Annotated in this window: 11 protein-coding genes; 5 read left to right on the plus strand and 6 right to left on the minus strand. The window is 47.2% G+C overall.

Translation table 11 applies throughout. The features are described 5' to 3' along the window. Positions 1-36: 36 nt before the first annotated feature. Positions 37-1149, plus strand: a complete 1113-nt coding sequence (locus tag AB6805_RS17380) for a glycoside hydrolase family 88 protein (protein ID WP_370910711.1) — start codon at positions 37-39, stop codon at positions 1147-1149. Here the strand turns inward: AB6805_RS17380 and AB6805_RS17385 are convergent, their stop codons facing one another. Next, positions 1150-1857, minus strand: a complete 708-nt coding sequence (locus tag AB6805_RS17385; protein WP_370910712.1) for a DUF6320 domain-containing protein — start codon at positions 1855-1857, stop codon at positions 1150-1152. Beyond that, the gene (locus tag AB6805_RS17390) at positions 1854-3131 is read right to left on the minus strand and encodes a hypothetical protein (RefSeq protein WP_370910713.1); all 1278 of its coding nucleotides are present in this window, start codon (positions 3129-3131) and stop codon (positions 1854-1856) included. The genes AB6805_RS17385 and AB6805_RS17390 overlap by 4 nt, the downstream gene beginning before the upstream one ends. A 64-nt stretch (positions 3132-3195) precedes the next feature. On the opposite strand from AB6805_RS17390, the gene AB6805_RS17395 reads away from it, so the two are divergent. Then, positions 3196-4086, plus strand: a complete 891-nt coding sequence (locus AB6805_RS17395; protein ID WP_370910714.1) for an alpha/beta hydrolase fold domain-containing protein — start codon at positions 3196-3198, stop codon at positions 4084-4086. Between the two features lie 102 nt (positions 4087-4188). Further along, positions 4189-5457, plus strand: a complete 1269-nt coding sequence (locus tag AB6805_RS17400) for a cation:dicarboxylate symporter family transporter (RefSeq protein ID WP_370910715.1) — start codon at positions 4189-4191, stop codon at positions 5455-5457. Positions 5458-5503: 46 nt separating this feature from the next. Here the strand turns inward: AB6805_RS17400 and AB6805_RS17405 are convergent, their stop codons facing one another. Then, positions 5504-5827 (minus strand): hypothetical protein, encoded by a 324-nt coding sequence (locus tag AB6805_RS17405; protein ID WP_370910716.1) that lies wholly within the window; start codon positions 5825-5827, stop codon positions 5504-5506. Positions 5828-6038: 211 nt separating this feature from the next. Here AB6805_RS17405 and AB6805_RS17410 point away from each other — a divergent pair, with 211 nt between their 5' ends. Then, positions 6039-6545: a DinB family protein gene (locus AB6805_RS17410; RefSeq protein ID WP_370910717.1), complete on the plus strand. Its 507-nt coding sequence runs from the start codon at positions 6039-6041 to the stop codon at positions 6543-6545. A 72-nt stretch (positions 6546-6617) separates the two neighbouring features. Then, the gene (locus AB6805_RS17415; RefSeq protein WP_370910718.1) at positions 6618-7754 is read left to right on the plus strand and encodes a redoxin domain-containing protein; all 1137 of its coding nucleotides are present in this window, start codon (positions 6618-6620) and stop codon (positions 7752-7754) included. A 15-nt stretch (positions 7755-7769) separates the two neighbouring features. Here AB6805_RS17415 and AB6805_RS17420 read toward each other — a convergent pair whose 3' ends face one another. The 3 genes from AB6805_RS17420 to AB6805_RS17430 all read right to left on the minus strand — a co-directional run bounded on the left by AB6805_RS17420 (position 7770) and on the right by AB6805_RS17430 (position 13635). Continuing rightward, a complete protein-coding gene (locus AB6805_RS17420) occupies positions 7770-10907 on the minus strand; it encodes an AsmA family protein (RefSeq protein ID WP_370910719.1) in 3138 nt (1045 codons plus the stop codon). Between the two features lie 192 nt (positions 10908-11099). Continuing rightward, the gene (locus AB6805_RS17425) at positions 11100-12434 is read right to left on the minus strand and encodes an ankyrin repeat domain-containing protein (RefSeq protein ID WP_370910720.1); all 1335 of its coding nucleotides are present in this window, start codon (positions 12432-12434) and stop codon (positions 11100-11102) included. Positions 12435-12444: 10 nt separating this feature from the next. Continuing rightward, a complete protein-coding gene (locus tag AB6805_RS17430; RefSeq protein ID WP_370910721.1) occupies positions 12445-13635 on the minus strand; it encodes an ankyrin repeat domain-containing protein in 1191 nt (396 codons plus the stop codon). Positions 13636-13731 lie beyond the last annotated feature (96 nt).

Here is a 13731-nt window from a genome sequence, read left to right on the forward strand (position 1 = left end):
TAACCCATCAGAAGAATCTGAAATAAATTACCACGTATGAAAAGCCTGTTTATTACGCTATGTTTTATCAGCCAGCTGGCCTTTGCACAAAAGCTGCCGGCGAAAAAAGAGACCCTGGCGGCAATGCGCCTCACGAATCAATATTTTATGCAGAAATGGCCCGATCCGGGCAAGCCTACCTTTACCAATAAAGAACGCCCCTCTAATTTGTGGACCCGGGCGGTTTATTATGAAGGACTCATGGCGCTGTACAACATCGACAAACAAGCCGCCTACTATGATTATGCCGTGGCCTGGGGTAATAGCCATCAGTGGGGACTTTGGGGCGGCACACAGGTACGGAATGCGGACAATCAATGCTGCGGACAAACATACATAGACCTGTACCTCATCGATAAAAAAGAAGAACGCATCAGGGATATCAAAGCCGCCATGGACAATATGAAAGCCTCCCCGGAAGTAGACGACTGGTGGTGGATCGATGCGCTGCAGATGGCCATGCCCGTGTTCGCCAGGCTGGGCGTGATCTATAAAGATACCAGCTATTTTAACCGGATGTATACCATGTACGCCTACACGAAATATAATCACGGCGGTAAAGGGTTGTATAACCCGGCAGATCACCTGTGGTGGAGAGACAAAGATTTTGTGCCTCCCTATACAGCGCCCAATGGGGAAGACTGCTACTGGAGCAGGGGCAATGGCTGGGTGGTAGCAGCACTGGTACGCACGCTGGATTTGCTTCCCACCAGCGATCCGCATTACAAGGAATACCTGCAGGACTACCACGATATGTTAAAAGCCCTGGTTCCCATCCAGCGCCCGGATGGCTTCTGGAATGTAAGTTTGCATGATGCGGATAACTACGGCGGAATGGAATTGACCGGCACCTCGCTATTCGTATACGGAATGGCCTGGGGCATCAATCATCAACTGATCGATAAGAAAACCTATCTGCCTATAGTCCGGAAAGCATGGAATGCCCTCCTGAAAAACTGTATCGATAAAGATGGCCGATTAGGCTATGTGCAGGGAACTGGTAAGGAACCTAAAGACGGACAGCCCGTTACCTTTGATAAAGTACCCGACTTCGAAGATTATGGATTAGGCTGTTTCCTGTTAGCGGGTAGTGAAGTTTACAAACTGTGATTACCGGTGAAAAGTTTTTTCAAGACTTCTGCCTTTCTTTAACCTGAAGTGCAGAAATAATAAGGCAATAGCCACCAGCAGCACGCATAAACACACAATGAGGCTCCATTCCAGGTGAATATTCCCGGTGTGGTACAGGGATAATATGGCCTCTATAGCCATGCATAATATCGCGCCGCCAATAAACGTATAGGCGATCAGGTTAACGCCTTTGGAAACCGAATGCCGGATGATGCTTAACAAAACGGCGGCAATACCACTGGCTGTCAATAAAACAGGAATCGCTATGGGGGCGGCCCAACTGAGCCCACAGGTAAGCGCATCCAGCAACAACATAAGCACGGCGGAGGTGATAAATCCTCCCAGCATACGGGCCGTGCTGCTGCCCGACCAGAAGGCAAAGAAGGAAACATAGGCGAAAATAGTAAGACAAACAGCCACCGGGTATTCCGACCAGGAAACGGTTTTGTTGATAATAAGATTAATCAGCAACGCAGCCACAATAGGGGAAATCAACACCAGGGATACAATTTCCCACACCAGTTTCTTTTGTTGCCTGGTCAGCGATTCAGCCGGAGCTGCTATTATTTTCTTGTTGTTATCAACCGTTCCCTGTTTTTCGCTGTTGGTACCTGCTCCGGCGCCGCATAGCGGGCATATCAGCATATCATCTTCCAGTATTACGCCACAGTTATTACAATACTTCATGAGTTTATTATTTTAACAGCGATACCCTGCTGCGCCATAAATGTCAGGAAATGTCTTTCCAGTTCTTTGGAGGTAGTGATATTACCAAAGCTCAATACGAGGTTGTCGCCGAACCCGGCAACACCGCAATTTACCTTCAACACTTTATTAGGCGGAGGGGCAATAAATACAAACTGCTCAATCAGGTGATTGGCGTCCGGTCCGAGGTCTATCTTTCCCAGGTTGGTGACTACGCCACTGTATTGCTTTGTACCAACAATATACAGCCTGGAAAGGAAAAGTGATTTCAGGAAAAGCGGGATATTTTTCACCAGCGTATTGCGTTCGCCACCCACATTGCGGGAAATCATTTTATTGATCAGCTTCTGGTCGGTTTCCAGTTGCATCTGGTGATATACGGTTTTAACGATCTCCTCAAATGTATAATGTCCCAGCCTGAGATCGATTTGCGGAAGTATATATAGTGAGAAGTTCCTCATAGACCGCGTGGGGTACAACTTACGCAGGTTCATCGGCACTTCGATACGTAATATTTTCCTGTTGATATTCTTTTTTAAACGGGGTTGCTGTTCATGAATTTGCTGTAGGGCGTGAAGATAAACAGCGGTGAGATATACCGTGAGGCTCACTCCCAGCGCCTTTGCCTTTTTTGAAACCTGGGCTACCGGCATGATGGCGGTAAGCACACTGAACCTGGGTTTCCCTTTTAAAGAGAAGGGGACGTGAAAAGCGCCGGGAGTTTTTATATGCGGGGCGTCTATCTTTTTAAAATACCTGCTATAGGCATCTTCATATTCTTCCGGCGCCGGCTGTTGATCCGGATTGTAAAACGCCGGTTTACCTGCAAGTGGAATACAGCATTTTTCAAAATACACGAGTAATAATGTTTTCAGAAACTCAAACGCCCCGGTGCCGTCTGTCAGAATATGCGAAAATTCAACGCTGATCCTGTTTTCCTTTACCAGTATGCGGAACATCAGCTCCTTTTTCCGGAAGGCGCGGCAGGGTGTTTGCAGATCGGCTTCTACGGGAACCGGGCCCTGTTGCTGTTCGAGGTAATACCAGAAAAAACCTGCTTTAAGCCTCACTTTGTAATAGGGGAACCGGTTTTCAATTTCGTGAACGGCTTCCAGCATGGCCTTTGCCTTTATCCGGTCTTTTAACACCACCGCTACGCGGAAAACGGAGGTAAGCTCGTTATCCTTAATAGCCGGATAAATTTTTGCTGCATTATCCAGGCGGAGCCAGAAATCGTTTGTCTGAATATTAGGCATACCTTACTGGTTGTAAATATTATGATGCGGGGCAGCACCGTTGTTATATCTAAAACAGATCAATTTGGCCAGTATACACAGCAAATTATTTGCCCTTTTTCTCCGGTTAATCGGGAAGAAGCACTTTCTAAAAACGCTGCTGGCCGCAGGCAAGCAGAATTTTTATAGTAGTCCGGAGCCCACGGCTAAAGTCCACAAATTTTGCGTGGTAGCTAAACGGCAGCTGAACGGCCAGCCCGTTTTTACCCTCCAGTCCCGCACGGGGAAAGGGCGGAAGCATATACTGTATTTGCATGGGGGCGCTTATGTACAAAATTTTACGTCGTACCACTGGTCTTTTATGGCTGAATTGGTAGCGGCCACGCATTGCACTATCTCAGCGCCGGATTACCCGCTGGCGCCTGATTTTACTTTTGAAGATACTTTTAAGATGGTGCTGGCCCTTTACAGGGAATTAATTGAGAAAGTAGCTAAAGAGGACCTGATCATCATGGGCGATTCTTCAGGAGGAGGGCTGGCATTGGCGCTATGCCAGTTATTGGTAAAGGAACAGCTGCCGCAGCCGGGACAGCTGATCCTGCTTTCACCCTGGCTGGATATCAGTTTGAGTAACCCGGAGATCCACGAAATCGTTACGCAGGATCCCTTTATGGGGCTGGAAGGACTTCTGCAGGCCGGCAGGATCTATGCTGGTAACGCGCCGCTGGACCATTACCTCCTGAGCCCTATTTATGGCTCATTTAAGGGATTGGAAAACATCACTGTTTTTGCAGGATCCAGGGAAATACTGGTGGCCGATGCCCGTAAGCTGAAAAAGATGATGGCCCCGGAAGTGTTGCAGTTTACGTATGTGGAATACCCCGGGATGGTGCACGACTGGATGCTCATTAACTTACCCGAATCCAAACAGGCACGTCAGCAAATTATTTCTGTGATTGAAACCGGTGGATTGTAAAGCGGCAACCGATCCCATAAAATAAATATATGACCCTTGCTAAAATAAGCGGCTAAAATTTCGTTACTTGACGGGGAATTTCAACGAAAACCGATAGAACCCATGCACGAAGACATTGCGTCGTATCAACCGGAAGTAGCCGTGAGCCGGAGTTTGCACATCAGGATTTTTACCAATCTCACCTTTTGGGTGCTCATTGCCATTATCGCCGGGATATTATTAGGCACCCTGGCGCCGGCCACCGGTGTGAAGATGGAAATTATAGGAAAAACCTTTATCGATATTATCAAGCTGTTTATTGCACCCATCATATTCCTCACCATTGTTTTAGGCATCAGTGGAATGGAAAACCTAAAAAAAGTGGGTCGTATTGGTGTTAAATCACTGCTTTACTTTGAGGTAGTTTCCACCATATCCCTGGCCGCCGGCGTTCTGATGGCGTTATTGATCCGGCCGGGAAAAATTGATAAGTCGTCCCTGCAAATTGAAAATGCTTCCAAATATACTTCCGGCGCAGCAAAGAGTTTCGACTGGCTCACCTTCTTCCTGAATAACATGACGTTGCAGGTATTGGTAGCCGCCATCATCATCGGGGTATTGCTCAATTACTCGAAATACCGGCTGGTAGTGATTAATGGCTTGAGTAAGCTTTCCAAACTGGTTTTTACGGCATTGAAATACGTGATGTACCTGGCTCCGCTGGGCGCCTTCGGGGGAATGGCCTATACCATCGGCAGGTTCGGTTTACATACGCTGGTGCCGCTGGCCAAATTAATGGGCACCGTATACCTCACGATGGCTGTTTTTATTTTCCTGGTGCTCGGTGGTATCCTGAAGTACTATAAAATGAGTATCTGGAGATTTCTGAAGTATATCAAAGAAGAACTGTTACTGGTACTGGGTACTTCCTCCTCAGAATCTGCCTTGCCTTCCATTATGCTGAAGCTGGAGAAGATGGGCTGCAGTAAATCGGTAGTAGGACTGGTAGTGCCAACCGGCTATTCCTTTAACCTGGACGGGACCTCTATTTACCTGTCGATGTCCGTTATTTTTATCGCGCAGTTGTATGATGTGCACCTGACTATCGGGGAAATCCTCACTATTATCGGGATATTGATGATCACCTCGAAAGGCGCCGCAGGTGTAACCGGCAGCGGCTTTATCGTATTGGCCTCCACACTTACCGCGATTCATAAAATTCCGGTAGAAGGTCTTGCTTTCCTGTTGGGGGTAGACAAGTTTATGAGTGAAGCACGTGCCATTACGAATATTATAGGGAACGGCGTTGCTACAATAGTAATTGCAAAAAGCGAAAAGGAATTTCATCCGCCTGCGGAAAAAACCGCAGAGTATACGGGAGAAACATACTAAAAGAATGGCCGGCCCCGGATTTTATGGCGCCGGCTGTTTTCATTCCTTAGTCTATTTTTATGCGTAATACTTTACCCACAAGACCCTTTACCGGTATAAAGGTTACCACTACATAGTCATCTTCATAGCTTGGTACAAAAATGTTCACTGTATACTCCGGCATTGGGTTTTTTACATCAACAATGCAAAATTCATTCGATAAAGCGCCATCTGCTGCATCAAATATCCTGATGCGGCAACGACCCCTGACATTAAATAGCCGCAGGGAGCGGATCTCCGCCTTTACCGGCTGGAAGTCTTGTCCGGGGTTGTCATTTACTGATTGTACAAGGCTCTCCGTGCCATTGTTGCCTTCATAAAATGCGATCATACCCATTTTGATAAATTTTGAGGGTGAATAATAAATGTTTGAGGATCATCATACCAGCAATGAATGCCGGTCGGGTACCAACTTAAGAAGAATGTTTAGTAATAAAAAATATTATTAGCATTCCTAACAAAAAATTCATGTCTACATGTGTTTATTTTTTTGATAGAAATCACTTATTATCATTATTTTTAAGTTAAGTAATCAGATAGTAATGAAAAGAACTGAATGGTTCAACAGAACATTCCCTGTTATTGAAGACAACGGCCTGCTGCCCGCTATTATAGAACGGCTTAGCGGAACGCCCGCCCGCATAGAAGAGATCATCCACACCACAGCTCCTGAATTACTCATTATAAAACCAGGGGAGAAGTGGAGCATCAAGGAGGAAGCCGGACATCTTTCGGATATGGAGCCGCTGTGGCTGGGCCGCCTGGAAGATCTTATCAACGGCGCCACTGAGCTGAGGGTAGCGGATTTAACCAACCAGAAAACACATGCGGCCAATCATAATGCAACACCCGCCAGCGTGCTGCTGCAACAGTTCCATGAGCAGCGGCAGCAGCTCGTCAGCAGGCTTTGGAGCCTGGAGGATGAGCACCTGGCAAAAACAGCGCTGCACCCACGCCTGAAAACGCCTATGCGGATCATTGACCTTGCCTATTTTGTGGCAGAGCATGATGATCATCATCTTGCAGGGATCAGGCAGTTGCTCGGGTGACAGCGATTCACAACGATATTTTCCAACCGGATAACATACTACCGGTTACCCATAAACGTTAAAATGAATCCTATGCGTACATTATTATTGCTTACTTTTTTATTTCCACTGTCACTCCTGGCCCAGGCCAACTTTGAACTGAAAGGAAAGGTAGATAGTTTGCATAATGGAGATAAAATTTATCTTGTTTACCAGATAGAAGACCAGCGGATAACAGATTCCGCCATGGTAACAGATGGCCGGTTTGTTTTCAGGGGAAAACTGGAATACCCTGTTTATTCCGGGTTATTCCTCCGCAAAAATCCCTATGTGGAACAAATGGGAAGAGGTGAGCAAATAGACTACGTGCGCTTATACCTGGAGCCCGCGGCTTTTAACGTGGAATCAAGGGATTCACTGAAAAACATCGTGATCAAAAACTCGCCTGTCAACGATCAGCAAGCCGTGCTCCGGTCGATGCTGAAAAAAAATGACGAGCAGTTTTCCGCTTTGCAGAAGGAATTTACAGCCATGCCGGAAGCACAGCAGAAGGACAAAAAAGTATATGATGCTTTCATGGCGCGCGAAAGCCAGCTGCTTAAAGAGTCGTATGAGGTATACCTGGAGTTTGCCCAAAAGTATCCGACATCTTATCTCAGCGTGGTGAGCCTGGTCCAGGCCGCCGCCCATCCGGGAATGGCGGCGGCAGCAGGAAAGGCCTATGAACGCCTGCCCGCTCATCTGAAAAATTCACCGCTGGGAAAAAGGATCCCGGTTTTAATTGCCTCAAGGGCAAACACGGAAATGGGCAAGGTGGCGCCCGACTTTACACAACAATCTCCCGATGGCAAAGCGGTAAAGCTTTCTTCATTCAGGGGCAGCTATGTACTGCTCGATTTCTGGGCCAGCTGGTGTGGTCCCTGCCGGAAAGAAAACCCCAACGTGCTGAAAGCCTACAATAAATATAAAGAGAAAGGTTTCACCGTATTGGGCGTATCGCTGGATATGCCCGGCCAGAAGGACGCCTGGCTGAAAGCCATCGACAATGATCAGCTAACCTGGCCACAGGTATCGGACCTCAAAGGCTGGGATAACGAAGTGGCGCAGCAGTATGGGATCCGCGGTATTCCCGCTAATTTCCTTATTGATCCCAACGGTAAAATCATCGCACAAAATCTCCGGGAAGAGCATCTCCAGGAAGAACTGGCGAAGATCTTTAAAGAGAAATAAGCAGGTACCGGAAAATCAATTCTGCACCTCGTCAGGATCCGCCGTTTCGTCCAGGTTATCTTTTTCTGAACCCCTGCGCAGCTGTACTTTGGGATTACTCTGTGTACCGGTAACGTTGAAGGGTATACCAAAAATGCCAAATGGCGGCAGTCCAAGGCGGCCTTTCAGGTTCAGTTTTCCATCAAGACTAACCTGTCCCTCGAAACGCGGGCGGAAGCCGGCTACCCGCATTTTTGTCCTGGCAATGGTGATGATATTATTTTTTATAGATGACTTAATATCTACTTTAGAGAGATCAGGATCTTTCACCTCATCCTTGCCGGTAGAGCTGCTCACGGCGTTGAATAATTTAAAGCCTTTCATCTTTATTTTCTTTACAGACAGCACGCCTTCTCCTTTCAGGGAAGGGTATACCGGGTGCATGTTTTCATCCAGCTTGCCGCTAAGCTGGTAGTCGAGTCCTACCATGCCGCTGGCGCTGGAAGCAGAGGAGGCGATGTCATGAAAGATCTTTATTTCGTTATAGGCACGTTTTATATCAAACTCTTTAGCACTGATGTGATAATCGAACGTAGCTTTCTTGGGCTGAATACTCACATAGGTGGCTTCCATTTCAACGGGCGCGCCAATAACAGAGAAGCCGGTTTTGCTGAGGCGTACTTTGTTACTGTCTACATTAACTTGTCCACGGAAGCTGTCGATGGCAATGCCCTGGAAGTTTATTTTATTCACAGCTGCATTCAGCACCAGCGATAAGTTGCCGGGCACCATGATAACGCCGGTGGAAGTAGTGGTGGTGGAACTAGCGCTGGTTTTGGTGTCGCCGTTCACCATCAGTTCGTCCACCAGGATGTAATTGCTTTTCAGGTCGAACGTGCCGTGCAGTGTTTGATTTTTCGATATTGCATAGCCTATTACATTGCTGAGGAATCCGTTCAGCGTAATAGCCGATTTGCCATAGCTGGCATTGAACTGATCGAACCACATTTTATCCTGGTCGAAACGGAAAACGCCGTTTTTAATATAGAATGGCAGCGGGAAGAGTTCAGCTGTTAATATAATATTCTTCACTACCAGCGAGCCTTTATTATTCAATTTGCCGTATCTGCCGGCGGTGGCGTCGCTTTGTGTGCCACGAAGCGAGAGGTCCGTTTTTATAAAGCCCTGTACATCGTACCCCTGCAGTGCAAACACCTTATATATTTTACCAAGGTCGATGATCCCATTGGACGTAATGTTATACCGGAGATCATCAAAGTTATTGAGATCCGCTTTCAGCATGAAGGGTTGTCCTTCAAACTCAAAGGCCACCGGTTTAAGATCTACCTCCAGGGAACGCATGGTGCCGGTAGTATTGGTAATGGTGGCATCCACATTTATTTTCTCAACCGGGTGAGGGTAGTACTTCGTTTGTACGGTACCGTTATTCATGGCCAGTTTGGCGGTAGTAACCGGGAACAGTCGTTTTGCGGGCACGTAGCTGCCTTTGGTAACGATGTTGACATTCAGATCGCCGGTTACGTCCAGGCTGTCCATTTTATAGAATTGTTTGACATCGCCGAGGTGCAATACGGATGCAAGCTGTGCATCCACTACCGGTTCCTGTGCATTGTGAAGCCGGAAGAAGCCTTTGATATAATTACTCAGCATCTCCGCGTTGATGTCGGCAATGTTGAGGTACGTATGTGCGTAGTCGTTATCCGGGCAGCCGGCGTCTACATTAAAGCTGATATTATTAAGCGCCTGTGGCATGGACGTAAATTTAAAGTAGCCATTCCGCAGGGTGGACTTCAGGCTGAATGCCGGGATGCTGGTAATCACGGTGTCTGCCTGCTTCCGGAGGCCGTGGTATACAACGCCTTTGGCATATTTGCCGTCGGCCTGCAGGTGTGCCTGCAGCCGGCCTTTCATATCAAAGGATTGGCCGCCTGTGGCTTTGTTCCATTTTTCCAGGTCAATGTCGGTATTCAGCTTTATGTGAATGTCGGGAGTGGCAAGCCCTTGTATACGGATCACAGAGCTGAAATAATCTTTATCAATGTTAAAGAAGATAGAATCCACATTGATATAAAGGCTGTCCAGGTTGAGCTGTGGCAACCTCGACTGGAAATTGAGGAAGAGGTTTTTTATTGGCGCAGGGGCTTTGTCGTTTGTAATGACGCCTTCCCGTACTTTCATGTTAAAGGTTACATCGGGCATGGTGTTGGTTTCGGCGATGTATTGCCCGATCAGGCTGGCGTTCACATCAGCTGTTCCCTGTATGTCTGTTTTATCCATCCAGGTAACATATTCCGCGGGTAATGCGCTGAAAATAGCGTGCAGGCTGGATTCCATTGAACTCAGACGGAAGTCCATCCGGTAGCCGTTCTTCAGGAATCCGAAAGAGCCGTTCAGTCGTACCGGCAGCTCATTCAGTTTCAGGTCATTCTTTTCAAAAATCAGGTCCAGGGAATTGGTGTTGATCTTGGTGATCAGTTCCCCGTTTAATTTCTTCGACAGGATATAGGAAGTGCCGGCATAGGTAAGATCGAAGGCCCCGATGCGAACCCGTGAGTGCAGGTCGAACTGTGCTTTGCTCAGATCGCCTTTACCGGTATAGTTCACATCTTTGGCCTGGATGTACATGGGCAGCGACCGGTCATCATAAATGATGTTGCAGTTTTCCAGTTGTATGCGTTCTATTTTAAGGGACGCACTGCCGCTGTCTGCCTGGCTGGCAGCGCTGGCCGGCGCCGATTTGTACACATTATAGTTCGGATGTCCTTCCGCATCTGTCAACACATGGATATTGCCACGGGTCAGGTAAATTTCATCGATGTTGATGGCGCTGGAAAAAATGCTGGCCAGGTTTACACCAAGGGCCACTTCGTTCGCAGCTATCAGCGTGTCCTGCTTAAAAGGAGCGGCGCCCTTCAGGCTGAAATCGTAGAGCGTGAGCGTCAGCGAGGGGAAGTGATTGAAAAACGACAGCCGTGCCCGGGAGAAGTTCAGATCTCCGGTAATACTGTTATTGGTCCAGGTTTTTATCTTATTGGAAATGGCCGTTGGGAAAAGAACGGGCAGCAAAAACAATAAAAGAAAGATGGCAGCAATTGATATTGAAATAATTTTCAATGTCTTGATAGCTGTTTTTTTTACGATAGCATTGCGCATAGCATTCCGGATATATAGAGGTTATTATCTATATGCGCAATCCCCCATTGTCCTGTATAGGAGAAAGAATATTATACCCAACAACCTCATATGGTTACGGGCTAAAGATAGTTATTTTTTATGAGCCCGCTTTATGGGGCGATGGTGCGGAAATAAATCGGCGCTCCTGGTGAAGGAGCGCCGGAATGGAAATTATCCTTTTAATATCTTCGCTTTCTCCTCATCAAATTCTGCGGCAGAAAGAATGCCGGCGTCCAGCAGCTCTTTCAGATCGAGCAAAGCCTGTTTCTTATCTGCCATACTTTTACCTGCAGGTGTTTCCGCTACAGGTACTTCGTTTTTCACTTCTTTTGCCTGGGGCGAATTATAACTGAGCAGCAGCGCGGCAATTTCGTTGTATCCCTTGATGGATGCATAGTCAATGGCCTTTTGTTCTTTGGTATTAACTACCGATACATCTGCCTGTTGTTCCAGCAGGTATTTTACAATATCCTTTTTACCATTGGAGGCGGCGTAATGCAGCGCCGTATTCCCTGATTCATCCTGGATATTTACATGGGCGCCGCGTTCCAGCAACAGCTTCACCATGCTGAGATGGCCGTTTTTAGCGGCTACATGTAACAGGCTTTCGCCACCGTAGCTGTAGGTGTGATTGAGCGTAAAGGCACTGTCCATAGAAAGACTGGAAGCACTTTCCACCCAATCGAGGTAGGTGTTCATACTGGCGGTGTCTGCGGAAAGCGGCTGACTGAAATTAACATCAATGCCCTTATCGAGGAAAAGGGTGACGATCTCTTTCTGATTATTGGCGCAGGCGTACCATATCGGGGACAGTCCATTTTTAGACGTGATCAGCACATCCGCGCCGTGCTGTACCAGCAGGTTGGTGAGTGCCCGGTTGGTATCATAACAGGCAATCAGCAACGCCGATTCCCCCGCATGATTGGTATGATTTACATTGGCATTATTTTGAATCAGGCAATCGGCCATCGCCAGGTTTTTGGAGCGCACTGCCACTATAAGGGGGCTATCGCCGGCTTTATTGGTGGTGTTCACATCCGCACCATGATCAATGAGGGTTTGCACCACTTCTTTATTGCGCCAGGCGGAAGCAATGAGTAACGGCGTTTCGGCCTCGTTGTTTTCCAGGTCCACTGTAACGCCTTTTTCCAGCAACTTTTCTATCAGTTCCTTCTGACCGGTTTTAGCAGTCAGATGTAACAGGCTGTTTCCCTGGAGGTCGTTGATATCTGTACGCGCGCCTTTTTCCAGCAGGAACAGCGCGGTTTGTTTTTGTTTTTGCAGGCAGGAGAAGTAAAAAGGCGTTTCCCCGTTATGGTCCTCGTAGTCGAGATCTGCGCCGGCATCCAGCAACAGTTTTGCAATATCCAGGTATCCGTGATGTGCAGCGTAATGCAGCGCAGTCCTTCCTTTTTCATCGGTATAGGCAACATCTACTTCGTTATTGGCAAGTAAAATTTCTGCTATTTTACGTTTGCCACTTTCACAGGCAATTATAAAAGACATGGACATAGTACTACGCTTTATTTTTTAAAAGTAACTCTACTGTTTTTGATTTCAGGTTGTCCTGGCTGGCCAGGTCAATAGGTCGTTGATCAAGATCGTTGGTGGCATTTACATCTGCTCCGTGTTCTATCAGCAGTTTTACTTTGCGGTAAAGTTGCCTGGCTGCTTCCTGCTCATAGTTTACGTTATAGGCGCACACTTTATGAAGGAGCGTGTTGCCTTCATCATCCCTCCGGTCCAGTTCTATCACCCCTGTTTCCAGTATGGCCTCTAAAATATCTGCGGGGCGTTCCGCCACCCAGTCCAGCGCGGCTTTGTCTTTTGCGTAATAAGGAGAAGTCTGGTAAATATCTGCGCCATCACGGATCAGCGCTTTTAACAGCTGCACTTCCGACGGAGAGCCGTGGCGGCGCATACGCATAGCGCCACTAAAAACGGTTTCCCCGTTTTTGTTGACAATATCGAAATCCACGGGGGCATAGGCGGCCAGTTTTTCATACTTTTCCACACTGCATACCTGGTGTACGATGGCTGCATAGAAAGCAGTTTCATCGTCTTTTCCCGGCTGGTTCAGGTCCGCGCCGTTTTGCAGTAATAAGTCGATATACTTTTCCTGCCATTTACTAATAGCCAGGTGCAGCGGCGTTTCGCCCACGATATTTCCTGCATTGGGATCCAATCCTTCGCCAATCAGGTATTCGAGGTAAACCACGCCTTTATCTTCTTTGATCGTATACTCCCGTACAATCTTATACAGGTAGTTTTGATCGTAATTATCTTTGTAATGAATATCACAGCCTGCCGCTACCAGTATTTTAATGTGCTCAATGGGCGCGGAGTTGTCGAAGGCAATGCTTAATAATGTTTTATCCTGGAGCGCATCATTGATATTATCCAGTTTACCGGTGAAGGAAGTAAGAAAATCCAGGTCTGCCGGCTCAGTGCCCAGGTACCTGAACAGGCTGGGGAAGATCGTCTCATCAAATTTTTCGTACTCGTAAATATCCGTTTCTATGATACGGTCTTTTACCAGTGTGTCGATCAGCTCAAAAGCTTTTGCCCTGATCAGGGTATCATAGATTTGTTTTTTGTCATAGGATGAAAGGTCTTTGGGTAATTTTTCACCTTGATCGATCCGTTCTTTTGCTGCTGACAGGTTGCCTCTTTTCAGCGCATCTGTCAGTGGGTTTACTTCGTACATAAGCCTGGTTTACTTTTTTTTTGGGTCCTTTGGGTCAATTTTCCTGCCAAATATACGATAGGATTGGTAATAGCAAAGGGGTTTGGCACCGGCATA

It is taken from the genome of Chitinophaga sp. RCC_12 (assembly GCF_041360695.1).
Taxonomy (GTDB): domain Bacteria; phylum Bacteroidota; class Bacteroidia; order Chitinophagales; family Chitinophagaceae; genus Chitinophaga.

Bases quoted from the DNA above. Each gene is read 5' to 3' on its own strand.
- AB6805_RS17380 (WP_370910711.1), top strand. From the start codon at position 37: ATGAAAAGCCTGTTTATTACGCTATGTTTTATCAGCCAGCTGGCCTTT.
- AB6805_RS17385 (WP_370910712.1), bottom strand. From the start codon at position 1,857: ATGAAGTATTGTAATAACTGTGGCGTAATACTGGAAGATGATATGCTG.
- AB6805_RS17390 (WP_370910713.1), bottom strand. From the start codon at position 3,131: ATGCCTAATATTCAGACAAACGATTTCTGGCTCCGCCTGGATAATGCA.
- AB6805_RS17400 (WP_370910715.1), top strand. From the start codon at position 4,189: ATGCACGAAGACATTGCGTCGTATCAACCGGAAGTAGCCGTGAGCCGG.
- AB6805_RS17405 (WP_370910716.1), bottom strand. From the start codon at position 5,827: ATGATCGCATTTTATGAAGGCAACAATGGCACGGAGAGCCTTGTACAA.
- AB6805_RS17410 (WP_370910717.1), top strand. From the start codon at position 6,039: ATGAAAAGAACTGAATGGTTCAACAGAACATTCCCTGTTATTGAAGAC.
- AB6805_RS17415 (WP_370910718.1), top strand. From the start codon at position 6,618: ATGCGTACATTATTATTGCTTACTTTTTTATTTCCACTGTCACTCCTG.
- AB6805_RS17420 (WP_370910719.1), bottom strand. From the start codon at position 10,907: ATGCGCAATGCTATCGTAAAAAAAACAGCTATCAAGACATTGAAAATT.
- AB6805_RS17425 (WP_370910720.1), bottom strand. From the start codon at position 12,434: ATGTCTTTTATAATTGCCTGTGAAAGTGGCAAACGTAAAATAGCAGAA.
- AB6805_RS17430 (WP_370910721.1), bottom strand. From the start codon at position 13,635: ATGTACGAAGTAAACCCACTGACAGATGCGCTGAAAAGAGGCAACCTG.